Origin of the sequence: Streptomyces sp. NPDC127097 (genome assembly GCF_042724075.1) — a bacterium.
GTDB lineage: Bacteria > Actinomycetota > Actinomycetes > Streptomycetales > Streptomycetaceae > Streptomyces.
On sequence record NZ_JBHXFI010000002.1, the window covers coordinates 76,269 to 97,167 of the forward strand.

A 20,899-nucleotide genomic window follows, 5' to 3' on the forward strand; every position below is an offset into this window, starting at 1 on the left:
CCGCCGTCAGCGCCGGGCGCCGTGCCCCGGCCCCGTGCTCCCCGTCGCGGACACCCACGCCGCGTACAGATCCGCGTACACCCCCGGCCGCCCCACCAGTTCCTCGTGCGTGCCCTGCTGCACGATCCGGCCACGGTCGAAGACGAGGACCAGGTCGGCGTGTTGGGCCGTGGACAGCCGGTGCGCCACCGAGACCGAGGTGCGGCCGCGGGTCGCGCTCTCCAGTGCCTGCTGGAGCCGTACCTCCGTCGACGGGTCCACCGCCGAGGTCGCCTCGTCGAGGATCAGCAGATCGGGGTCGGCCAGATAGGCGCGGGCGAGCGCGACCAGCTGCCGCTCACCGGCCGACAGGGCATCACCGCGCTGCCCGACGCGGGTGTGCAGACCCGCCGGCAGGGACGCGAGCCAGTCGTCCAGCCCCAGATCGGCCAGCGCCCGGCCGATCTCCTCGTCCGAGGCGTCCCGGCGGGCGAAGCGGATGTTGTCGGCGACGGTGGCGTCGAAGAGGAATCCGTCCTGGGGCACCATCACCACCCGGCGGCGCAGCGATGCGAACCGCACCGTCGTCAGCGGCGTACCGGAGAGCAGCACCTGCCCCGACGACGGATCCGACAGCCGGGCCAGCAACTTCACGAACGTCGACTTCCCCGACCCGGTCTCGCCCACGACCGCGACCCGGCTGCGCGGCGCCACCTCGGCCGACACCTCGTGCAGCACCCGGGGCCCGTCCGGGTACGCGTAACTCACCTGGTCGAACCGTACGGACACCGGACCCTCGGGCAGGTCGGTGCCGCGCTCACCCGGGTCCTGGACCTCCACCGGCGCATCCACCACCGACAGCACCCGCCGCCAGCCCGCCAGCGCGTTCTGTAGCTCGTTGAGCACCTCGTTGGTCATCTGCATCGGACCGATGAACAGCGTCACCAGGAACAGGAACGCCACCAGCTCACCGGCCGTCAGATGGCCTCCGACACCCAGCAGCACCCCCAGCACCACCACCCCGCCGATGGCCGCCGCTGCCGCCACCTCCCCGCCGGAGAGCGTCACCGCCACCAGCCGCTGGGCCCGGCTCTGTGCCCGCCGGTGGCGCTCCACCGCCGTGTCGATCCGCTCCCCGATCAGCTCCTGCGCGTGGTAGGCGTGAATCACCGTGGCACCCACGACGGCCTCACCGGTCACCGCCAGCATGTCCCCGGCCCGGTCCCGCACCCGCCCGTAGGCGTGCGACAGCCGGCGCTGCAACCGCGGCAGCACCAGCAGCAACGGCAGGAACACCGCCCAGACCATCAGCGCCAGCACCCACGAGAACGCGAACATCACCACGCTGCCGACCAGCAGCTGACCGAAGCTGATCACGAGCATCCCCGCGAATTGCAGAAAGGTGCTGAACTGGTCGACGTCTCCGGTGACCCGCGCCACCAGCCCGCCCCGGCGCTCCCCGTCCAGGGACGCCGGGGACAGGTCGTGCACCCGCCGGAACGCCTTGGTGCGCAGCGTGGCCAGCCCCCGCTCGACGGTGCGGTAGAGGCGGTGGTTCATCGCATACGTGATCCACGCGGTGGCCAGCACCGCCACCGCGCACACCGCCGCGGTCACCAGCACCTGCCCCGGCCGCGCCCCGCCCGGTGCCCGGAACCCCTGGTCGATGGTCTGCTGCACGGCGATCGGCACCACCACCCGCCCGGCCGCCGCGAGCAGCGCCAGTACCGCCACCGTGCCCAGCCCCTCCCGCAGTTCGGGGGAGACCTGCACGGCCCGCCGCAGCACGGCGGTGCCGGACAACTGCGGGGTGACGGTGGCCTTCATGCGCTCTGTCCTTCCGTGGTGTCCGCGACGGCGACGACCGCCCCCGGGCCGTTGTCACCGTCGTCGCGGCTGTCGTACGCGTTGACCAGCTCCCGGTAGCCGCGGCAGCGCGCCAGCATTTCCTCGTGCCGGCCCCGGTCCAGCACCCGGCCGCGCTCGACGTAGACGACCTCGTCGGCCAGCGCGATCGTGGCCCGGCGGTAGGCGACGACGAAGACGGTCGAGGGCCGGCGGGCCTCCCGGAGACCCCGCAGGATGCGGGCCTCCACCTGCGGATCCACGCTGGAGGTCGCATCGTCCAGGATCAGCAGCCGCGGCCGCCGCACCAGCGCCCGGGCCAGCGCGATGCGCTGCCGCTGCCCGCCCGACAGGGTCGTTCCCCGCTCCCCGACCCGCGCGTCCAGCTGCTGCGGCAGCCCCCGGACGACATCGGCGGCCTGGGCCAGCTCCAGCGCCTCCCACACCTCCTCGTCACGGAAGTCGAGGCCCAGACAGATGTTGCCGCGCACCGTGTCGTCGAACAGCAGGGTCTGCTGCGGCACGAACGCCAGGGCGGAGGCCAGTTCACCGGGGCGCATATGACGGGCGTCGACCCCGTCCATCTGCACCACGCCGGTGTACGGGTCGGCGAGCCGGACCAGCAGGGTGGCCAGCGTCGACTTCCCCGAGCCGGTGGGGCCGACCACGGCCACGGTGTGTCCCGGCGACGCCTCCAGGCTCACCCCGTGCAGCACATCGGTGCCGGAGTAGGCGTAGCTGACCTCGCGCACCCCCAGCCCGATCGGCCCGCTGTCGGCCAACTTCAGCTCGCCGTGTGGGAGTTCCTCCCGGGCGTCCAGCACGTCGTGCACCCGCTGCCAGCCGACGGCGCTGCGCGGCAGCTCGGCCAGCAACCACCCGAAGGCCCGCACCGGAAAAGCGATCATGGTGAACAGATAGGCCACCTGCACGATGTCGCCCACGGTCAGCGCACCGGCCGCCAGCCGCGCGCTGCCCACGGCCAGCACCGTGAGGATGCCCAGATTGGGCAGCGCGTCCAGCACCGGGTCGAACGCGCCCCGGGTACGCCCCACGGCGATGTTCGCGTCCCGTAACCGCTGCGCGGCCTCCGCGAACCGCCGGGTCTCGGCGTCCTCCTTGCCGAGCGTCTTGACGACCGTCGCCCCGTCGAAACTCTCGTGCGCGATCTCGCTCACCTCGGCGCGCAACGCCTGCGCGCGGGACGCCAGCGGTGACAGCCGCCGTTGATAGACGACGTTCAGCAGGCCCACGGCGGGAAAGACACCCACACTGACCAGGGCGATATACGGATCGACCGTCAGCATCGCGGCCATCGCGGCGAGCAGCATCGCCACCACACCCACCGCGGTCGGCAGCGGAATGACCGGAGCCCAGACCGCCTCCACATCCGCGTTGATGTTGGACAGCAACTGCCCGGCCGGATGCCGCTGATGCCACGCCAGCGGCAGTCGCAGATAGCGGTGCGCGACCTTCCGCCGGTAGGTGGCCTGTAGTCGGAACTGCATGATGCCCGCCCCGACGCGCCGCCCGATGACCCCGATGACGCGCAGCATCGCCACACCGAAGATCGCCAGACCGGCCGCGGCCAGCGCCGCGAACCCCGTGCGGCCCGCGCGGAACGCCGGCATCACGACGTCCTCGGTCACCCACCCGAGCGTCCACGACGTCGCCACCGGGGCCCCGCCGTACAGCAGGCTCGCCGCCAGGGCCCCGCCGAACACCCAGGGTTCCTCCCTGATGGCGACCCGCAGGACGCGCAGCCCTCTTCTCCGCAGGGACGCCCTGCTGCCGGTTGCGGACGGCACATCGGTCGTCACGTCGATCCTTTCGTACGAACAGCGGGCACGGCACCGGTGGCCGGCACCCTCACCCGCGGACTGCCGGGCGGGTCACTGACGGGCTCCCACCGGCTCGGGCAGCCCGTCCAGCACCCGCAGGTCTTCCGGTGTCAGCCGCACCTCGGACGCCCGCGCGTTCTCCTTGAGGAAGGCGGGGTTCTTCGTGCCGGGAATCGGCACCACATACCGGCCGCGCGTCATCACCCAGGCCAGCGCGATCTGCGCGGCGGACGCGCCATGGCGCTCCGCCACCCCCCGAATCCGGTCGACCATCGGCAGATTCGCCGCGAACGCCGCATCCTCGAACCGCGGATTGCCACGCCGCCAGTCGCCCTCCGGCACGTCCTGGGCGCTACGGAACCGGCCGGTGAGGAATCCGCGCCCCAGGGGCGCGTACGCGATACAGGCGATCCCCGACCGTTCCGTGAACGGCAGCAACTGCGCCAAGGCGTCCCGGGTCCACAGGGACAACTCGGCCTGCACCGCCGTCACCGGATGGACCTCGTGCGCGGTGCGCACCTGCTCCGCGGTCACATCGGACAGCCCCAGCATCCGCACCTTTCCGGCCCGGACCGTCTCGGCCATCGCGCCCCAGGTCTCCGCCAGCGGCACCTCGGGGTCCACGCGGTGCAGCTGGTACAGGTCGAGATGGTCGGTCCCCAGACGTCGCAGGCTGGCGTCGACCGCGGCCCGGATGTGCTCGGGCCGGCCGTCGCGGCGCAGCCGCTGCTCCCCGGCCACGAACCCGACCTTGGTGGCCAGCACGGCCTGTTCACGCCGCCCGGCCAGCGCCTTGCCGACCAGTTCCTCGTTGGTGAACGGGCCGTAGACATCGGCCGTGTCGATGAGGTTCACCCCCAGATCGAGGGCCTGCCTCAGGACCCCGGCCGAGGTGCCCTCGTCGCGTCCCGACGGATCGTAGGCCCAGGACATGCCCATACAGCCCAGACCGACGGCGCCGACCGCGGGGCCGTGGGAACCGAGAGTGACGGTGTGCAGCAAGACGAACCCTTTCGTCGGCGGACGCGGATCAACTTCGGCAGGAGCAGGAGCAGGAGCAGGAGCAGGAGCAGGAGCAGGAGCGGGGACGGGGACGGGCCCAGGGCTCAGGGTCCCGGCCGGTTCCCGCGCCGCACCGGCGGACGACCGGCGGACGACCGGCGGACGCGGGAACCGGCCCAGGAGCCGCGGGACACCCGTCAGGCGACGGCGCCCTCGGTCCAGGCCCGGCTGAGGATCTCGTCGACGGTCTCGTCCACCGTCTGTTTCGAGGTGTCCAGCCACAGTCCGATGTCCCGGGGCGTGTCGGCCCGCATCAGCTTGTCCAGGTCCCGCACGGTCCAGTCGGGCCCGTACGCCGTCTTGGGACGGGATGCCTCGCGCGCCTCGACCGCCGCCGGATCGGGGAGCAGCACGACGACCGCGAGCGGCCTGGTCTTGATGAACCCGGTCATCTCGGCGAGGTACTCGCCGATGAGGATGTCCTGCGCGATGACGGTGAAGCCGGCCTGTGCATACTCGTCGGCGCAGTGCGCCGTCAGCCGGTAGCGCAGTTTGAGCTGGGCGACGGCGTGCTTCTCCGCGTCGGGCGTCATATTGATCTGACCCCGGACGATGTTGCGGCGGAAGGTGTCACCGCGCAGGTGGACGGAGCGGGACAGGCGCTCGGCCAGCGCCTGGGCCACCGTGGACTTGCCGGCTGCCTGGATGCCGGTGATCACCACGACGCCGCCGTCGTTCCACGGCCCCTCCGGTGTCACTCGTCCGGGAGCGTGTGCGGTCATAGTGCGGACTCTGCCTTTCTGCTGTGGGCTGGTCGGAACCGGCCGTGCCACCTCAGGCGCGCTCCAGGACCAGCAGGTCCATGGACGCCGGGCGGGCCGTCGAACTGCTCCAGGTGCCGAGCTGCGGCTCGCGTTCCAGCCGCAGCCCGTGCCGCGCGGCGGCCTCCTGGATGTGGTCGAGGCGGTAGGCGATGGCGTAGGTCGGTTCCTGTTCCGAGTGGATGAAGTGCGTCCCCCGGGAATGCGTGAAGGTGAAAGCGGTACGTCCTTCCCGCACCCGCTCAGCGACCATATCGTCCACCAAGTACGCCGTCGCAAAGCATTTGCCGCCGGGTCGCAGAACACGCGCAGATTCGGCCAGATAGTTGTCTACTTCTTCGGGCAGCAGATGGCTGATCAGCCCCACGAGAGCGACCATGTCGAACGCCTGGGCGTCGGCCGGAAATCGGAAGTCCGCAGAGGTGAGAGTCCCTTCCGGGTTATAGATTTCCTGTTTGATGTCGACGTGTGAGAAGCGGAAGTTCGGGTGGCGTGACGTGATGGCCGAATGACACCAGTCGATGGCGTGCGGCACGATATCGAAGCCCAGATAGCTGCCCTCGGTCAGGTACGAGGTGAGCGGAACGGCGATCCGGCCCACGCCGCAGCCGGCGTCGAGCACGTCGTGCGAGGGCAGCAACCCCAACTCCGCGCGCATGTAGTGCGTGATGGACGCGCCGACCTTGGTGAAGTCACCGTTGCCGATGAAGCGGCGGTAGCGCCGCGGCGGCACCATCTTCCGGTCCCGGCCCAGCACCCGGTCCGCGAGGTCGAGCGCCCGCAGCCCACTGCGGTAGCCCAGCGCGCGTAACCGTTCGACGCCTCCTTCCGTACGGGCCGAAGAGGTGTATTTCGTCGACCTGAGGGACTTGAGCTCGGACCTGCTTGCTCCCATGGACATTCCTGTTCCTGGAGGTTTCGTCGCGGACACATCGGGCCCGGCCGGTACCCGAATGCAAACGGAAATCGAGCCACAAAGAAATCCCAGCATGACCACCACGGCGGCAGCCGGTCAACGCGCCGGACCCCGAACACGTACCCCCGTGTTCGGGGTCCGGAATTCCCTTCCCGAACACCCTTGCAAAAGCCCGGAATCCTGTGAGCGTTTTCTGCGGCCGCCGGCCGGGCACCTCCCGGAACGCCACCGGGCCGGCCGGACAGGGCCGGAAAGGCCGCGCCCGGGCACCGAAGAGAGTGCCCGGCCGCGTACGGTCTGCCGGTGATCGCCCGGTCGGCCGCACGGATTGTTGGGCCGGGGCCGATCCGGGTACCTGGCCCTGGAACCGGTCTTCCGGATCGGACCGCCCACGAACGCAGGATTCACGAACCGACGAACCGACGAAACCGCTATCCCGCGGACCCGCAATCCCGCAGACCCCAATCCCGCAAACCGCAGACCCGCAGCCCGCAGACCCGTACACCCCGAATCCGAGGGAGCCGCTGTGAAGTTCGGTGTGTCGACCTTCCTCACCGACCAGGGCATCGCGCCCGCCGCGCTGGGGCGCGCCGTCGAAGAGCGGGGGCTCGACTCCCTGCTCATCGCCGAGCACACCCACATCCCGGTGGACCGCCGCTCGCCCTACCCGGGCGGCGGCGAGCTGCCGCAGATCTACTACCGCACCCTCGACCCGTTCGTCGCGCTCAGCGCGGCCGCCGCGGTGACCGCGCGGATCCTGCTGGGCACCGGCATCGCCCTGGTGGCCCAGCGGGACCCGCTCATCACGGCCAAGGAGGTGGCCTCGCTGGACCTCGTCTCCAACGGGCGGGCCGTCTTCGGGATCGGCGTCGGCTGGAACCGGGAGGAGATGGCGAACCACGGCACCGACCCACGCACCCGCGGCCGTCTCGTGGACGAGCGGCTGCGGGCCATGCGCGAGCTGTGGACGCGGGACAAGGCCGAATTCCACGGGGAATTCGTCGACTTCGACCCGGTCTACTCCTGGCCGAAGCCGGTACAGCGGCCACACCCGCCGGTCTACGTGGGCGGCGGCGAGGCGGCCTTCGAACGGGTGGCCGCCCTGGGTGACGCCTGGCTCGCCAACAGCCTGCCGCCCCAGGAGCTGGGGCCGAAGATCGACCGGCTGCGCGGCATCGCGGGCCGCAACGTACCGGTGACCGTCTATGCGGTGGCGAACGAGCCGGAGATCATCGAGCAGTACACCCAGCTCGATGTGGAGCGCCTGCTGTTCTACCTTCCGACGTTGCCGGAGCCCGAGACCCAGACGTATCTGGACCGGTTCGCGGACACCGCGGCCCGCTTCCGGTGAGCGGCCGGGTGTCGCGGCGTCTGAACGGCCGGGTGCGGCAGTGCCGCGGATGACCGGCGGCCGGGCCCGGGAGTGCTTCGCCCGGGCGCGGATCGCCCGCCTCGCCACCGTCGGCGACACCGGCCGCCCGCATCTCGTTCCGGCGGTCTTCGCGCTGACCGGTGACACCCTGGTCTTCGCCGTGGATCACAAACCGAAGCGCTCGGACCACCTCAAGCGGCTGGCCAACATCCGCGCCCACCCCGAGGTCTGTCTCCTCGTCGACGGCTATGACGAGGACTGGGACCGCCTGTGGTGGGCGCGCGCCGACGGCACGGCCACCGTGCTGCCACCGGCCGAGCGGGCGGCGCCGTCCGCGCACTACGTCGACCTGCTGACGCGCAAGTACCGGCAATACACCGACCGCTCTCCGCACGGACCCGTGGTGGAGATCCAGGTGGCCCGCTGGTCCGGCTGGCACGCCACCTGACCGCTCAGGGCCGGTCCGGTGGGTCGGGGGGAAGGCCCGCACCCGCCCACCGGACACACACGGGTGTCAGGCGCCGATCACGCCGGACTTCGCGATGACGATATCGGCCTTGGTGGCGCCGCTGTGCGAACCGAGCGACTCGATCTTCCGGACCAGGTCCATGCCCTCGGTCACCTCGCCGAACACGACGTGCTTGTTGTCGAGCCAGTCGGTGACGATGGTGGTGATGAAGAACTGCGAGCCGTTGGTGTTCGGGCCGGCGTTGGCCATCGAGAGCTGGCCGGGCTTGGTGTGCTTGAGCTGGAAGTTCTCGTCCGCGAACTTCTCACCGTAGATGCTCTTGCCACCGGTTCCGTTGCCGGCGGTGAAGTCGCCTCCCTGGAGCATGAAGTCGGGGATCACGCGGTGGAAGCCGGACCCTTCGTAGCCGTAGCCGTGCTGGCCGGTGGCGAGCTCGCGGAAGTTCCTCGCGGTCTTGGGGACCACGTCGTCGAAGAGCGTGAAGACGATCCGGCCGGCCGGGTCGCCGTTGATGGTGATGTCGAAGTACACGTCGTTGTTACTCATGACGACAATCCTCACATCCGCCGATCTCGGGCCGGCACCCAGCCCCGGTTTGCCGGTCACGGAGGGGTGCGTCTCCCTGCTCCGCCCTCTCACGCCTTGATCATTCCAGCCGGATTCCGCCCCTCGGCCAGCACCGCCTCGCCGCCGCGCCCGGCCGCGCTCCGGTAGGCGAACCAGGGCAGGAAGAACTGGGTGACCGGGCCGACCGCGAGCGCGTACAGCACCGTGCCCACCCCCACGCTCCCACCGAGCAGCCGCCCCACCACCAGCACGGCGATCTCGATCAGGGTGCGGACCAGCCGGATCGAGTGCCCGGTCACCGCGGACGCACCGGTCATCAGCCCGTCCCGGGGCCCGGGGCCGAAGCGCGCGCCGACGTAGACGGCGACGGACAGTCCATTGAGGACGATGCCACCGACGAGCAGACCGACGCGGGCGGGGAGCCCGAGGTGCTGGGGGAGGAGCCGCAGACCGAGGTCGGACGAGTACGCCAGCACGACGATGTTGGCGACGGTGCCGAGCGTCGGCCGCTGCTTGAGGGGGATCCACAACAGGAGCACCAGCACCCCCAGGACGGCGCTGATCGTGCCGAAGCTCAGCGAGGTGTGCTGCTCCAGCCCCTCATAGAGAACGCTCCAGGGGTTGACGCCCAACGACGCCCTGACCAGCACCGAGAGACTGAAGCCGTACAGGGCGAGGCCGATGAGCAGTTGGGGAAGACGGCGCAGCGGACGCTCACCGACCGGGACGTAGCCGAGCAGGGGTGGCGACGGGCGCGTACGGGAGAGGAGCCGCGCGGACCCGACGGGGCGCCCACCCGGCACCGCAACCTCGCTGCGCTCCTCGCCACGGCGCCGATGGTGACGCTCATGACGTTCCGCACGGTCCTGCTCCATACCGGTCCCCTCCATGGGCGCGCTCCACGCACGCTCGCTGCGCCGTGTGTGCCTCAAGGCCAATGCGGCGAGTCTGTAGAGTGATTGGTCTGGGAAACACGGCCAATTGGGGGAGGGTGGTATGGCGGACCCACATCCGTTCCGGCCGGTGGACCGGGTGGATCGCACCCAACGGACCCTGGGGAGCCGGCAGCTCGCCGCGCTGCTGCCCGACCTGTCGGGGACCCGGCCCGCCTACCGCCACCTGGCCCGGGCCATCAGCGGACTCATCCTGGACGGCCGTATCGCGCTGCACGTCAAACTCCCCGCCGAACGGGAACTGGCCACGGCCCTGCACATCAGCAGGGCCACCATCACCGGCGGGTACGACCTGCTCCGCGAGAGCGGCTACGCCCACAGCCGCCAGGGCTCCGGCACCTGGACGGCCCTGCCCGACGGCCGAGCCCCCAGCGGCATCACCCGTCTCCTCGGCCCCCAGGACACCGCGATCGACCTGGCCAGGGCCGCCCCCGGACTCCCGGAACAGACGCTCACCGAAGCGCTCGCCCGGATCGCCCCGCAACTGGCCGCGCACGTCGACACCCCCGGCTACCACCCCTACGGCCTGCCGGAACTGCGCGCCGCCATCGCCGAACGCTTCACCCGGCGGGGACTGGCCACCATGCCCGAACAGATCCTGGTGACCTCCGGCGCCCAGCACGCACTCACCCTCGTCCTGGGGCTGCTGTGCCGGCCCGGCGACCGGGTCATGGTCGAGAACCCGTCCTACCCGAACGCCCTGGAGGCGATGCGCCGCGGCCGGCTGCGGACCGTGTCGGTCCCGGTGACCGACACCGGCTGGGACATCGAGATCATCGAATCGACCCTGCGTCATGTGGTGCCTCAACTCGCCTACCTAATACCGGACTTCCACAATCCGACCGGCTGTCTCATGCCCGGGGACGAGCGCGCCCGCATCCTGACCGCCGCGCAACGCTCCGGCACCTGGCTGGTCATCGACGAGACCCTGGCCGGCCTCGCCCTCGACGTCCCCGCCCCGCCGCCCTTCGCCACCCACACCACGCCCGGCCGAACCGGCCAGGTCATCACCCTCGGCTCGATGAGCAAGACCCACTGGGGCGGTCTGCGCATCGGCTGGCTGCGCGCCCCCGCGCGGCTCGTCACCGAACTCGCCGGCCAGCGGGTCGCCACCGACATGGGCGGCTCGGTCCTGGACCAACTGCTGGCCCTCACCCTGCTGGCACAGGCCGATGACCTGTTGCCGCCCCGCCTGGCGCAGCTGCGCCGCCGGCGCACCGCCCTGACCGCGGCGCTCACCGCACACATCCCGCAGTGGACCTGGCACCTGCCGCCCGGCGGCCTGTCGCTCTGGGTCGACCTCGGTGAACCCGTCGCCTCGGCGCTGGCCGAGCGGGCGCTGGACTACGGGGTCCGCATCGAGAGCGGCACCCACTTCGCCCCCGACCCGGGCCTCTTCGAACAGCGCCTCCGCATCCCGTACACCGTGCCGCCGGACACCCTGCACGAGGCCGTACGACGCATGGCCACCGCCCTCGCCGACGGCCTCCCGCACCCGCCCACCACCCGGCAACAACCGCACTGGGTCGTCTGAGACCGACCGTTGCGGCTTGCACCTCCCGTAACGGGAGGTCCTACGGTCCGAGTCATGAAGATTGTTGTGCACGACACGGCGTCCACCATGCTCGACCTCCTCCAGCGTCCCCTGGAGGAACGGCCCGACGCCTTCCGGGAAATGCTCAGTCCGCTGAAGAGCGCGATGTCCGCGATGGGAGACATCGATCTGGTCGAGATGCACCAACAGGGCAGTGGCTTCCGCCTCGACCGTGAGGACCCGCGCTATGTGCCCGCCCTGCGCCAGATGCAGGACGCGGGGGTGTGGCACCGCATCGAGGAAACCCTGACCGCCGGGTGGGAGCGGATCAGCGATGCGGTGCCCGGCATCAAGCACGCGGAAACCGTGCATGTCGTCCTGGTGCTCGGCAACCCCGACGACCATCACCTGACGGTCCGCAGCGCCGGCTACTTCGGTGCGGGCGGGTTCCCGGGTGCGATCCACCTGACGATGTGGCCCACCGACACCGCCCTGAAGAAGATCGAGTACGCCGCCGCGCACGAGCTCCACCACAATGTGCGCTACGCGAACGTGGCCTGGGACCCGATGGCCGTCACGGTGGGGGAGCACGTCGCCGCCGAGGGCCTGGCCGAGGCATTCGTACGGGAGCTGGCCGGCGAACAGGCCATGGGCCCGTGGTCGACGGCGCTGACCGGCGCCGGACTGGACAGCGCCTACGAAAGGATCACCGCCGACATCGACGTCGCCGGCATGCAGAACCTGATCGCGTATGTCCTGGGCGACGCCACCGCACAGCTCATGGGCCAACCGCCCGTGGGACTCCCGGACTTCGCCGGTTACCCGGTCGGACTGCGCATCGTGGACGCCCACTTGGCGGCCTCCGGCCTGACCGCCGCCGAGAGCACCGCGCTGCCGGTGCGCGAGATCCTCGCCAACGCGGGCGTAGCGACCAGCGCGTAAGGGGCCCGGCGGCATTCAGGGGGTTGGGGCGTCGGGGGCTTGCCCACGGCGCCCCGCCATGCCTTTTAAATGCGCATTCGGCGGTCCTGGCCCCGAAGAGGGTTACCGGACGGAAACCTCAGATCTCGCGCAAACCTTGCAGCGCGGCGTTGCTCCGCAGGTCGAGCGGTGCCAGGGTTTCGGAAATCACACGTCACCCCACAGTGAAGACCTGGAGGCCGTATGGCTGTCCGTCGTGCCGCTGTCGCCGCTGCGTCTGCGGCTGCGCTCAGTCTTTCCCTGCTGGCCACCTCCTGCGGTGTCAACGGCACCGCGTCCGCCGCCGAAGCCAAGGACCGGCCGCCAGCGAAGAAGGCCGTGGCCACCGGTAGCGGCGGCGCGGTGTCCAGCGTCAATCCGTACGCCTCCCGGGCCGGGATCGAGGTGCTGCGCAAGGGAGGCAACGCCGTGGACGCGGCGGTGGCAACTGCCGCCGCGCTGGGCGTAGTTGAGCCGTACTCCGCGGGCGTGGGGGGCGGCGGCTACATGGTCTACTACGACGCCAAGGCCAAGAAGATCCGCACCATCGACGGCCGGGAGACCGCGCCGCGCCGTATGCGCGCGGACTCCTTCCTCGACCGTTCGACCGGCAAGCCCCTGCCAACCAATGAAGTGATCAACTCGGGTCTGTCGGTCGGCATCCCGGGCACGCCGGCGACGTGGGACAAGGCGCTCAAGAGCTGGGGCACGGTCCCCTTGGCGAAGGCCCTTCGCCCGGCCACCCGAATCGCCCGCGACGGCTTCGTGGTCAACGACGAGTTCCGCGCGCAGACGGAGATGAACGAGAAGCGCTTCCGCGACTTCAAGTCCACCACCGACCTGTTCCTGCCCAAGGGCAAGCTGCCGGTGGTCGGCTCGCGCTTCCGCAACCCCGATCTCGCCCGGACCTATCGCGAGCTCGCCCGTGAAGGCGTCGGCGCGCTCTACCACGGGGACGTCGGGCGCGATGTGGCTCGGACCGTCCAGAAGCCGCCGATGGCTGCCGGCGCCTCGCACAAGGCCCGCCCCGGCCTCATGAACGCGAAGGATCTCGCCGACTACAAGCCCCTGCACAGGGAGCCGACCCGGACCACGTATCACGGCCTGGACGTCTACTCCATGGCACCGTCCTCGTCCGGCGGCACCACGGTGGGCGAGGCACTGAACATCCTGGAGAACTTCCACCTCTCGAAGGCCGACAAGACCCAGGCCCTGCACCACTACCTGGAAGCCAGCCGGCTCTCCTTCGCCGACCGCAACCGCTGGGTGGGCGACCCGGCGTTCTCGGACGTGCCCGCCAAGGAGCTGCTCGGCAAGGACTTCGCCAAGGACCGGTCCTGCCTGATCCGGTCCGACAAGGCGCTGACCAGCCCCGTCGCCCCCGCCGACCCACGCCACCCCGGCTCGGGCTGTGACCACAGGACCGGCAGCAAGCAGCCGCACGAAGGGCCCTCGACCACTCATCTGGTGACCGCGGACCGCTGGGGCAATGTCGTTTCCTACACCCTGACGATCGAGCAGACCGGTGGCTCGGCCATCACGGTGCCCGGACGCGGATTCCTGCTCAACAACGAGCTGACCGACTTCGACTTCGCCCCCCTCACCAAGGGGACGCCGGACCCGAACCTCCCGGGCCCCGGCAAGCGCCCGCGCAGCAGCATGTCGCCGACGATCGTCCTGCGGGACGGCAAGCCGATGATCGCGGTGGGTTCACCGGGCGGTGCCACCATCATCACCACGGTGCTACAGACCCTGGTCAACCGTCTGGATCTCGGGATGCCGCTCCCGGCGGCGGTCGCCGCGCCGCGCCTCTCCCAGCGGAACCAGACCGCGACCGAAGCCGAACCGGCCTTCCTCTCCTCGCCCGAACGGAAGAAGCTGGACGGCATGGGCCACAAGTTCGTCCTCGCCCCGAAGGCATTCACTCCGTCACCGGAGATCGGGGCGGTGGCCGCCCTGGAATTCCTTCCGAACGGCAAGCTCTCGGCGGTGGCGGAGCCCAAGCGCCGTGGCGGGGGATCGGCCATGGTGCTGAAGGAATCCCACTGAGGCCGGGCCTGCGCAGGCCGCCCAATGAAGGCCCACTGATGCACCACGAATGATGCCCGTCCAGTAGGGCCATCCAGTAAGGCCATCCAGTAAGACCGTCCCCCTCCGGGTCATGATCCGGAGGGGGACTGGTCTTTACTGGGTCGTCGCCTCGGGGAACTGCGGTCTTTACGGGGCCGTCACCGTAGGGAACGGAACTGCTATACGGTGCGCCGGGTTCGGTGTCTGTGATGCGGCCGGTGGAGGACGCGATGGGTGGATCGGTGGGGTCGGCGGGCGCGGCGGACGCGGGGGACGCGGGGGAGCTGCAACGACGGCTGGGGGTGCCCGACGCCGTGGTGATCGGCTTGGGGTCGATGATCGGTGCGGGGGTCTTCGCGGCCCTCGCCCCCGCCGCCGGGGCGGCAGGTTCCGCACTGCTCGTGGGCCTGGCGCTCGCGGCGGTGGTCGCCTTCTGCAATGCCACCTCCTCGGCCCGGCTCGCTGCTCGCTACCCGGCCTCCGGCGGCACCTACGTCTACGCCCGGGAGCGGCTCGGCGACTTCTGGGGCTACCTCGCGGGCTGGGCCTTCATCGTCGGCAAGACCGCCTCCTGCGCGGCGATGGCCCTGACCGTCGGCTCGTACGTATGGCCCGGTCAGGCCCATGGGGTCGCCGTCGCGGCGGTGGTCGCGCTGACCGCCGTGAACTACGCCGGCGTGCAGAAGTCCGCCTGGCTCACCCGGGCGATCGTGGCGGTGGTCCTCGCCGTACTCGCCGCCGTGGTGTTCGCCGCCCTCACCTCCGGCCAGGCGGATCCCGTACGGCTGGACATCGGCGACGATGCCTCCTTCACCGGCGTACTCCAGGCCGCGGGCCTGCTGTTCTTCGCCTTCGCCGGATACGCGCGCATCGCCACCCTCGGCGAGGAGGTCCGCGACCCCAGCCGGACGATTCCCCGCGCCGTCCCGCTCGCCCTGGGGATCACACTCGTCGTCTACGCGGCGGTCGCCGTCGCCGCCCTGATGGTGCTGGGCCCGCAGCGGTTGGCGGAGGCGGCGGCCCCACTGTCGGACGCCGTACGGGCCGCCGGTGCCGGTTGGCTGACGCCCGCCGTACGGGCCGGCGCCGCCATCGCTGCCCTCGGCTCTCTCCTCGCGCTGATCCTCGGCGTCTCCCGCACCACCCTGGCCATGGCCCGCGACCGTCATCTGCCGCACGCGCTGGCGGCGGTCCATCCGAAATTCAAGGTGCCCCACCGCGCCGAGCTCGTCGTCGGCGCCGTCGTGGCAGCACTCGCGGCGACCGCGGACGTGCGCGGGGCCATCGGCTTCTCCTCCTTCGGCGTGCTGGCCTACTACGCCCTCGCCAACGCCTCCGCCTGGACCCTTTCCCCCGCCGAAGGCGGCCCACCGCGACTCATCCCGGTGGCCGGACTGGCCGGTTGCCTCGTCCTGGCATTCGCGCTGCCGCTCACGTCGGTGATCTCGGGCACCGCGGTCCTGGCCTGCGGCGCCGCCGCGTACGGCGCCCGGCGCCTGCTCTCCGCCCGCAGTCAACGAGGCTCATGAGCAGGGGCCTCTCCGCCTCCACGGCTCCGCCCGGACTTCCGCACGTGCACCGGCGGCGGCGCGGTGGGACCTCGATGAGGCGCTACGCCCCGGCCTCCCTCCGGGCAAGCACCCTCACAGCGCCCTCGTCATGAACGTACTGTTCGGGTCGGGCTTGTAGTCCGCGAAGGGGCCGCAGTACTGGAACCCGAACTTCTCGTACAGCCTTCGGGCGGGCAGGAAGAATGCGGCGGCACCGGTCTCCAGGCTCAGCCGTGTGAAGGCCATGCCCTGAGCCTCGGCGATGATGTGCTCCAGCAGTTGGGAGGCGACCCCACTCCGCTGCCGCGTCGGCCTGGTACGCATCGACTTCAGCTCCGCATGGCCCGCGTCCAGTCTCTTGATCGCGCCGCAGCCCACCAGACTGTCCCCGTCCGAGGCCGACCAGAAGGTGATGCCGGGCTTCCGGAGGCTGTCGAGGTCCAGGGCGTGCTTGCTCTCCAAGGGCGTGAGGGACCGCATCTGTTGGACGTGCTCGTCGAGAAAACTGGCTATCTCCGGGCCGGAGAGATCGTCCACCACGATCTTCAATGTGCTCACTCTTCTTCCGCCCTTCTTCCGTTCCTGTCGACTGCCGGGCCGGGCCGGGCCGCACCGTGATCAACCGTACCTGGCCGACGTCGCGCCTCCGATCGGCTCCACCAATCGGGCTGACGCCCGGTCAGACCTCACCGCACCCGCTCAGCGGCTCCGTGCCCGCATCAGAGTGGGATGCGAGCTGATTGCTTAGCCCACCTGGCCCCATGGGGGTGGCGGAGACGGCGTGGGCGGCACCTCGTCGTGCTTCCATCTCGCCATGGAGGTGATCACGTGATGACCGCAGACTCATCGCAGGAAAGCTATCCGCAGAGGGGTGCGCCGCGGCGGCGCGTACTGGCCGCGGCTGCCCTGACTCCGATGCTGGCCGGTGCCGCGGCCCCCGCTCGTGCCCTGGGCACCAGGACGGGCGAGGCGCAGGGCCGCCAGGTGATCCAGCCCGTTCCCACCGCCTTGCCGGACTGGGAGGAGGTGGCCCGCGTGCTCAGGCGAAAAGGCGACATGAAGCGTGGGCTGATGTATCACACAGCGCTGCCGCGCCACGACCTCCGGGTGCGCTCGCACCGCGTCGACGTCAAACCGGCGCTCGCTCTCGGCTCGCATGTGTCCTTCGTCCGGTACGCCGACAAGAGCACGTTGTTGATGGGTGACGTGGTGGTCACCGAGCAGGAAATGCAGGAGTTCACTGATGCCCTGCACAAGCACAAGATCGGGCAGACCGCGATCCACAAGCATCTGCTGTCCCAGACTCCCGACATCTGGTGGATCCACGTCCATGCCCACGGCGACGACCCGGTCTCCCTGGCCCGCGGCCTGCGCGCGGCGTTCGACTGTACGGACACCCCGCCCCCGGTGCCGTCGTCCCAGTGGGAGCCCGGCGACCTGGACACCGCCGGCATCGACGCCGCGCTGGGAGTCAAGGGCGTCGTCGACGACGGCATCTACAAGAGCGTCTTCGTCCGCCGCGAGACCATCACCGACGGACATCTGGTACTGCCACCGGGCCTGGGCTCGACCAGCGCGTTCAACTTCCAGCCGCTGGGTGACGGGTTGGCCGCGATCAGCGGTGACTGCGCCATGATCGCGAGTGAGGTCCAGGACGTCCTGGTGGCGCTGCGGCGCGCCGGAGCCCAGCTCGTCGAACTGCACAACCACGGCTTGACGGACGAACCCCGCCTGTTCTTCGTCCACTTCTGGGCCGTGGGTGACGGCGCCAGACTCGCCCGCGCCCTGCGCCCCGCGGTGACCGCCACCAACGTCGTACCGGTCGGCTGACCTCGCGCGGGTGGATGGGCCCGACCCCTCGGGTACCACGTCCGAGCCTCGCCCACCCCCGCCTACCTCACGGTCGGGTCCACCCACAGCCCCCCCATCTGCCCTCCGGAGGGGCCCGGCGCCACCTGGTGCCGGCCCGGCCCCACCTGATGCCACCGCGCACCTCAAGAGTCTTGCCCGCTGTCCTCGGCCAGCTCGTACTCCTCCTCCAGCACTTCGGTGACGTTCTCCCACAGATCGGACTCCACGAGCGGGTCCAGCTGCTGGATCGCTGTGCGGAACTCCGCCAGCGCCTTCAGAGGTTCCGCCCCCTCGAAGCGCGGAGCGAACTGCGCCGCCAGTCCCAGGGCGCCCGCCAGCGCCTTGAGAGAGGAGTGCGCCTCGCCCGCGAAACCCGCCGCGTGGTCCCAGCCGTTGGGGTCATACAGATCGACGCATCCCACCACACCGTGCACCATCAGCGCGAAGTCCTGGCACTTGCCGAACTCGAACGCATACGAGCTGGGCGGCGAATCGTCGTCGGGGGTCCGCCGCCCGAACAGCTCGTCCGGGTCTGCGGCCCACGGACCCCCGGTCTTCAGCCTGCTGGAGTCGAAGTCGATGAACTCGAGGAACCCGTCGAACCGCACGGCGGGGAAGCCGACCGTGGTGAGAAACTCCCGTGTCCCCTCATGCTCCAGCCGCTCGGGCAGCTCCGCCTCCGCAGGCCGCCACAGCGACCCCACCCCGAAACAGGACTCCAGCCACTCCGCCGTGGGGTTCCTGGCTGCCGCCATCCACTCGTTCATGCTCACGTGACTCTCCCGGGCCGCTCCGCCGATGTGACACCAACAGTGAACCCCACGGCACTGACAACCGAGCGAGCGTCAGGCACTCGGCGAGGGACAGGTCTCCAGGCGCCAGATCAGGTCAATGCCGGTCTCACTCGGGGCCGCAGGCCCTTCCGGCAGTTCCACGCGCTCCACTTCCGTGAAACCCAGGCGCCGGGCGACGGCCCCACTAGCGGGGTTCGCCTCGTCATGATGGATCTCGATGCGATCGATGCCAGGCATCCGGCGCCCCGCATGCACCAGCGCGGCAGCGGCCATCGTGGCCAGCCCCTTCCCCGTCCACGCATGGTGGAGCCAGTAGCCGATGTCCAGTCCGCCCGGACCGATCCGACGCATCAGACTGATGCTGCCGACCGCCGCACCGTCCGTGGTGATCGCGTAGTGGTACGCCTGCCCCGAGGCCCACTCCTCCTGGCACCGGGCCAGAAACGCTTCGCCCTGCTCCCGGTCATGACTGGCCGCGAAGGGCATCCAGGGAAGCAAGTGATCACGTGACTCGGTAATCAACTGGTGCAGGATCTCGAGGTCTTCGCCACGCCAACGGCGCAGTGCGACCTGATCCGAGCGGACGGTTTCAGGGGGATGCTCCATGGCCGAGATCCTGAGGGAGCCACGCCGGATCGACAACGTAATTTCCGGGGGGACCAAGAGAACGTCATAACCGGGGCTCGCCCGGCGGCGGGAGAGCTCGAAAGAGGGTGGAGCCCGCAGGCTGATTCAGCCGGTGGACTCTTCGGTGTCGCGTAGCCCGACGCAATCCAGCGCCCAGAAGGTGTCGGAGTAGACGAGGGTGCCGGTCATCCAGGGTTCGTGTGCTGCCAGCCGGACGACTTGGAAGGCGGGGGGCGGGATGCGCAGGGAGGGGGAGCGGAAGCCGAGGGTGTCGGCGCGTTCGAAGCCGCGCCGTGCGTAGTAGTGCGGCGCGCCTTCGAGGAAGACCAGGGGCACCTGCCGGGCGTCGGCCGCTGCGAGGGCGTGCTCGATGAGCCGGGTGCCGATCCCCTGGTCCTGGAACTGCGGGAGCACTCCCAGCGGTGACAGCACCAGTACGTCCACGATCTGCCGCGGCGCGTCCAGCCGGCCGGCGCTCAGCAGCACATGCCCCACCACCTGCCCGTCGACCGTGGCGACGAACGACACCGGCGCCAGGGGCGCTGCCGCGCTCCGAAGGGCGTCCGCGAGAGCCGGCACCCGCTCCTCGCCCTCGAACGCGGCCAAGTGGAGCGCATGTACCGCCGGATGGTCACCGCTCCGCTCCTGACGGATCGTCAATCCTGAATTGCGCGCCGCTGCACCGGTGTTGTCTGTGGTCACGGCCGCGAGCGTAGAGGCACCGCACCCTCCATGCCATCGCATTCCGGCCCACGGCCCGCGGCCTGCCTACCCAGGAAGTTAGCGGGAGGCGGCGGCCAGTCCGCGGATCTCGGTGGCGACGCGGTCCCACGCGCATGCGGGGAATTCGTGGCCCACCTGCGGCAGGAGGACCAGGCGCGCGTCGCGGATCCGGGCGGCGATCGCCCTGCCGGCGCTGGGCTTGATGAGGGGGTCGTCCGCCCCGTGGAGGACGAGCGTGGGCCGGGTGATGGCGCTGATCGGCGGTCCGTGCCACTGGGCGCCGATCTGGCGGCTCTGCGCCTGCTGGTCGTGCATACCGCGGTCGGCGTTGCGCTCGGCGGCCTCCCGGGCGGCCGGCTCGTCGAAGGTGCGGTGGGGCGAGGCGAGGAGACGGGAGACGGCGACGCCGGCCGCGACGGCTCCGTCGGGGGTGTCGGGAAACCTCAGGCGGGCGAACTTCGCCAGGGTCCGCAGGCGTATGTACCGCATGGTCCGCAGCCCCGAGACGTCGCCGGGGACGGCGGCCATGGAGGTGAGGGTCCGGACGCGGCCCGGGTGCCGCAGCGCCACACGTTGAGCGACGGCTCCACCGAGGGAGACGCCCAGCAGATGCGCCGACCGCCACCCCAGGGCGTCCATGACGGCGACGGCGTCATCCGCCATGTCCTCGGCCGTGTATGCCGTCTCGCGCTTGGCGAAGAGCGCGGAGATCGGGGTGCGGGCGGGGGTGGGCGGCAGATGGGTGGAGTCCCCGCTGTCGCGCTGGTCGTACCGGGCCACCGCGAAGCCCCGCGCCGCCAGCATCCGGCACAGCCCGTCCGGAATCCACAAACGGTTGACGCCCAGCCCCGTGGCCAGCAGAAGCGGCTCACCGTCGGCCCCTTCGGTCAGCGCATCGAAGGCCAGCCGCACCGCACCGTTCTCGGCCCAGCGGACCGGGCTCCACAGGTTTTCCGGGGTCGAGGACATACGTACCTCCCATAGTTGCCACCGACGATAACTGCGATCGTTGTTCGCAGTTTAGA

The 20,899-nt window shown here is 70.6% G+C and carries 19 protein-coding genes; 7 read left to right on the forward strand and 12 right to left on the reverse strand.

Features of this window, described 5'->3' with window-relative positions; genetic code table 11:
* Positions 1–6: 6 nt before the first annotated feature.
* From ACFWJW_RS02260 to ACFWJW_RS02280, 5 genes are all read right to left on the reverse strand, one after another.
* The gene (locus ACFWJW_RS02260) at positions 7–1,806 is read right to left on the reverse strand and encodes an ABC transporter ATP-binding protein (protein WP_387233644.1); all 1,800 of its coding nucleotides are present in this window, start codon (positions 1,804–1,806) and stop codon (positions 7–9) included.
* Positions 1,803–3,644 carry an ABC transporter ATP-binding protein gene (locus tag ACFWJW_RS02265; protein ID WP_387233647.1) on the reverse strand — a complete coding sequence of 614 codons (1,842 nt, stop codon included), beginning with the start codon at positions 3,642–3,644 and terminating at the stop codon, positions 1,803–1,805. Before ACFWJW_RS02265 ends, ACFWJW_RS02260 begins: the two co-directional genes overlap by 4 nt.
* Positions 3,645–3,716: 72 nt before the next feature.
* Positions 3,717–4,664, reverse strand: coding sequence for an aldo/keto reductase (locus ACFWJW_RS02270; protein ID WP_387234351.1), 948 nt, complete (start codon positions 4,662–4,664; stop codon positions 3,717–3,719).
* Between the two features lie 200 nt (positions 4,665–4,864).
* On the reverse strand, positions 4,865–5,449 hold the full coding sequence (locus ACFWJW_RS02275) for an AAA family ATPase (RefSeq protein WP_387233649.1): 585 nt from the start codon (positions 5,447–5,449) through the stop codon (positions 4,865–4,867).
* A gap of 52 nt (positions 5,450–5,501) precedes the next feature.
* Positions 5,502–6,383: a class I SAM-dependent methyltransferase gene (locus tag ACFWJW_RS02280; protein WP_387233652.1), complete on the reverse strand. Its 882-nt coding sequence runs from the start codon at positions 6,381–6,383 to the stop codon at positions 5,502–5,504.
* A 547-nt stretch (positions 6,384–6,930) separates the two neighbouring features.
* Here ACFWJW_RS02280 and ACFWJW_RS02285 point away from each other — a divergent pair.
* The gene (locus tag ACFWJW_RS02285) at positions 6,931–7,755 is read left to right on the forward strand and encodes an LLM class F420-dependent oxidoreductase (RefSeq protein WP_387233655.1); all 825 of its coding nucleotides are present in this window, start codon (positions 6,931–6,933) and stop codon (positions 7,753–7,755) included.
* Between the two features lie 40 nt (positions 7,756–7,795).
* Positions 7,796–8,224, forward strand: a complete 429-nt coding sequence (locus ACFWJW_RS02290) for a TIGR03668 family PPOX class F420-dependent oxidoreductase (protein ID WP_387233658.1) — start codon at positions 7,796–7,798, stop codon at positions 8,222–8,224.
* A gap of 66 nt (positions 8,225–8,290) precedes the next feature.
* On the opposite strand, the gene ACFWJW_RS02295 is transcribed toward ACFWJW_RS02290, so the two are convergent.
* Entirely contained in the window at positions 8,291–8,791 is a 501-nt protein-coding gene (locus tag ACFWJW_RS02295; protein WP_387233661.1) for a peptidylprolyl isomerase, read from the reverse strand.
* 89 nt (positions 8,792–8,880) lie between these two features.
* The gene (locus ACFWJW_RS02300) at positions 8,881–9,687 is read right to left on the reverse strand and encodes a YitT family protein (RefSeq protein WP_387233663.1); all 807 of its coding nucleotides are present in this window, start codon (positions 9,685–9,687) and stop codon (positions 8,881–8,883) included.
* 121 nt (positions 9,688–9,808) lie between these two features.
* Here ACFWJW_RS02300 and ACFWJW_RS02305 point away from each other — a divergent pair, with 121 nt between their 5' ends.
* The 4 genes from ACFWJW_RS02305 (at position 9,809) to ACFWJW_RS02320 (ending at position 15,858) form a co-directional block, all read left to right on the forward strand.
* On the forward strand, positions 9,809–11,299 hold the full coding sequence (locus ACFWJW_RS02305) for a PLP-dependent aminotransferase family protein (protein ID WP_387233666.1): 1,491 nt from the start codon (positions 9,809–9,811) through the stop codon (positions 11,297–11,299).
* A 54-nt stretch (positions 11,300–11,353) separates the two neighbouring features.
* Positions 11,354–12,241, forward strand: a complete 888-nt coding sequence (locus tag ACFWJW_RS02310; RefSeq protein ID WP_387233669.1) for a DUF2268 domain-containing protein — start codon at positions 11,354–11,356, stop codon at positions 12,239–12,241.
* A gap of 222 nt (positions 12,242–12,463) precedes the next feature.
* A complete protein-coding gene (gene ggt, locus ACFWJW_RS02315; protein WP_387233672.1) occupies positions 12,464–14,308 on the forward strand; it encodes a gamma-glutamyltransferase in 1,845 nt (614 codons plus the stop codon).
* 251 nt (positions 14,309–14,559) lie between these two features.
* Positions 14,560–15,858 (forward strand): APC family permease, encoded by a 1,299-nt coding sequence (locus tag ACFWJW_RS02320; protein WP_387233675.1) that lies wholly within the window; start codon positions 14,560–14,562, stop codon positions 15,856–15,858.
* A 114-nt stretch (positions 15,859–15,972) separates the two neighbouring features.
* On the opposite strand, the gene ACFWJW_RS02325 is transcribed toward ACFWJW_RS02320, so the two are convergent.
* Positions 15,973–16,428: a GNAT family N-acetyltransferase gene (locus ACFWJW_RS02325; RefSeq protein WP_387234354.1), complete on the reverse strand. Its 456-nt coding sequence runs from the start codon at positions 16,426–16,428 to the stop codon at positions 15,973–15,975.
* A gap of 282 nt (positions 16,429–16,710) precedes the next feature.
* Here ACFWJW_RS02325 and ACFWJW_RS02330 point away from each other — a divergent pair, with 282 nt between their 5' ends.
* Entirely contained in the window at positions 16,711–17,709 is a 999-nt protein-coding gene (locus tag ACFWJW_RS02330; protein ID WP_387233678.1) for a DUF1259 domain-containing protein, read from the forward strand.
* Positions 17,710–17,873: 164 nt separating this feature from the next.
* Here ACFWJW_RS02330 and ACFWJW_RS02335 read toward each other — a convergent pair whose 3' ends face one another.
* The 4 genes from ACFWJW_RS02335 to ACFWJW_RS02350 form a co-directional block, all read right to left on the reverse strand.
* Complete coding sequence (locus ACFWJW_RS02335; protein ID WP_387234356.1) at positions 17,874–18,497, reverse strand: SUKH-4 family immunity protein; 624 nt, start codon at positions 18,495–18,497, stop codon at positions 17,874–17,876.
* Positions 18,498–18,575: 78 nt separating this feature from the next.
* On the reverse strand, positions 18,576–19,130 hold the full coding sequence (locus ACFWJW_RS02340) for a GNAT family N-acetyltransferase (protein ID WP_387233681.1): 555 nt from the start codon (positions 19,128–19,130) through the stop codon (positions 18,576–18,578).
* Between the two features lie 126 nt (positions 19,131–19,256).
* On the reverse strand, positions 19,257–19,853 hold the full coding sequence (locus ACFWJW_RS02345; protein WP_387233685.1) for a GNAT family N-acetyltransferase: 597 nt from the start codon (positions 19,851–19,853) through the stop codon (positions 19,257–19,259).
* 78 nt (positions 19,854–19,931) lie between these two features.
* Complete coding sequence (locus ACFWJW_RS02350; protein ID WP_387233688.1) at positions 19,932–20,843, reverse strand: alpha/beta fold hydrolase; 912 nt, start codon at positions 20,841–20,843, stop codon at positions 19,932–19,934.
* Positions 20,844–20,899 lie beyond the last annotated feature (56 nt).

Bases quoted from the DNA above. Each gene is read 5' to 3' on its own strand.
- ACFWJW_RS02300 (WP_387233663.1), bottom strand. From the start codon at position 9,687: ATGGAGCAGGACCGTGCGGAACGTCATGAGCGTCACCATCGGCGCCGT.
- ACFWJW_RS02275 (WP_387233649.1), bottom strand. From the start codon at position 5,449: ATGACCGCACACGCTCCCGGACGAGTGACACCGGAGGGGCCGTGGAAC.
- ACFWJW_RS02260 (WP_387233644.1), bottom strand. From the start codon at position 1,806: ATGAAGGCCACCGTCACCCCGCAGTTGTCCGGCACCGCCGTGCTGCGG.
- ACFWJW_RS02280 (WP_387233652.1), bottom strand. From the start codon at position 6,383: ATGGGAGCAAGCAGGTCCGAGCTCAAGTCCCTCAGGTCGACGAAATAC.
- ggt (WP_387233672.1), top strand. From the start codon at position 12,464: ATGGCTGTCCGTCGTGCCGCTGTCGCCGCTGCGTCTGCGGCTGCGCTC.
- ACFWJW_RS02350 (WP_387233688.1), bottom strand. From the start codon at position 20,843: ATGTCCTCGACCCCGGAAAACCTGTGGAGCCCGGTCCGCTGGGCCGAG.
- ACFWJW_RS02340 (WP_387233681.1), bottom strand. From the start codon at position 19,130: ATGGAGCATCCCCCTGAAACCGTCCGCTCGGATCAGGTCGCACTGCGC.
- ACFWJW_RS02310 (WP_387233669.1), top strand. From the start codon at position 11,354: ATGAAGATTGTTGTGCACGACACGGCGTCCACCATGCTCGACCTCCTC.
- ACFWJW_RS02295 (WP_387233661.1), bottom strand. From the start codon at position 8,791: ATGAGTAACAACGACGTGTACTTCGACATCACCATCAACGGCGACCCG.
- ACFWJW_RS02335 (WP_387234356.1), bottom strand. From the start codon at position 18,497: ATGAACGAGTGGATGGCGGCAGCCAGGAACCCCACGGCGGAGTGGCTG.
- ACFWJW_RS02305 (WP_387233666.1), top strand. From the start codon at position 9,809: ATGGCGGACCCACATCCGTTCCGGCCGGTGGACCGGGTGGATCGCACC.
- ACFWJW_RS02330 (WP_387233678.1), top strand. From the start codon at position 16,711: ATGACCGCAGACTCATCGCAGGAAAGCTATCCGCAGAGGGGTGCGCCG.
- ACFWJW_RS02320 (WP_387233675.1), top strand. From the start codon at position 14,560: ATGGGTGGATCGGTGGGGTCGGCGGGCGCGGCGGACGCGGGGGACGCG.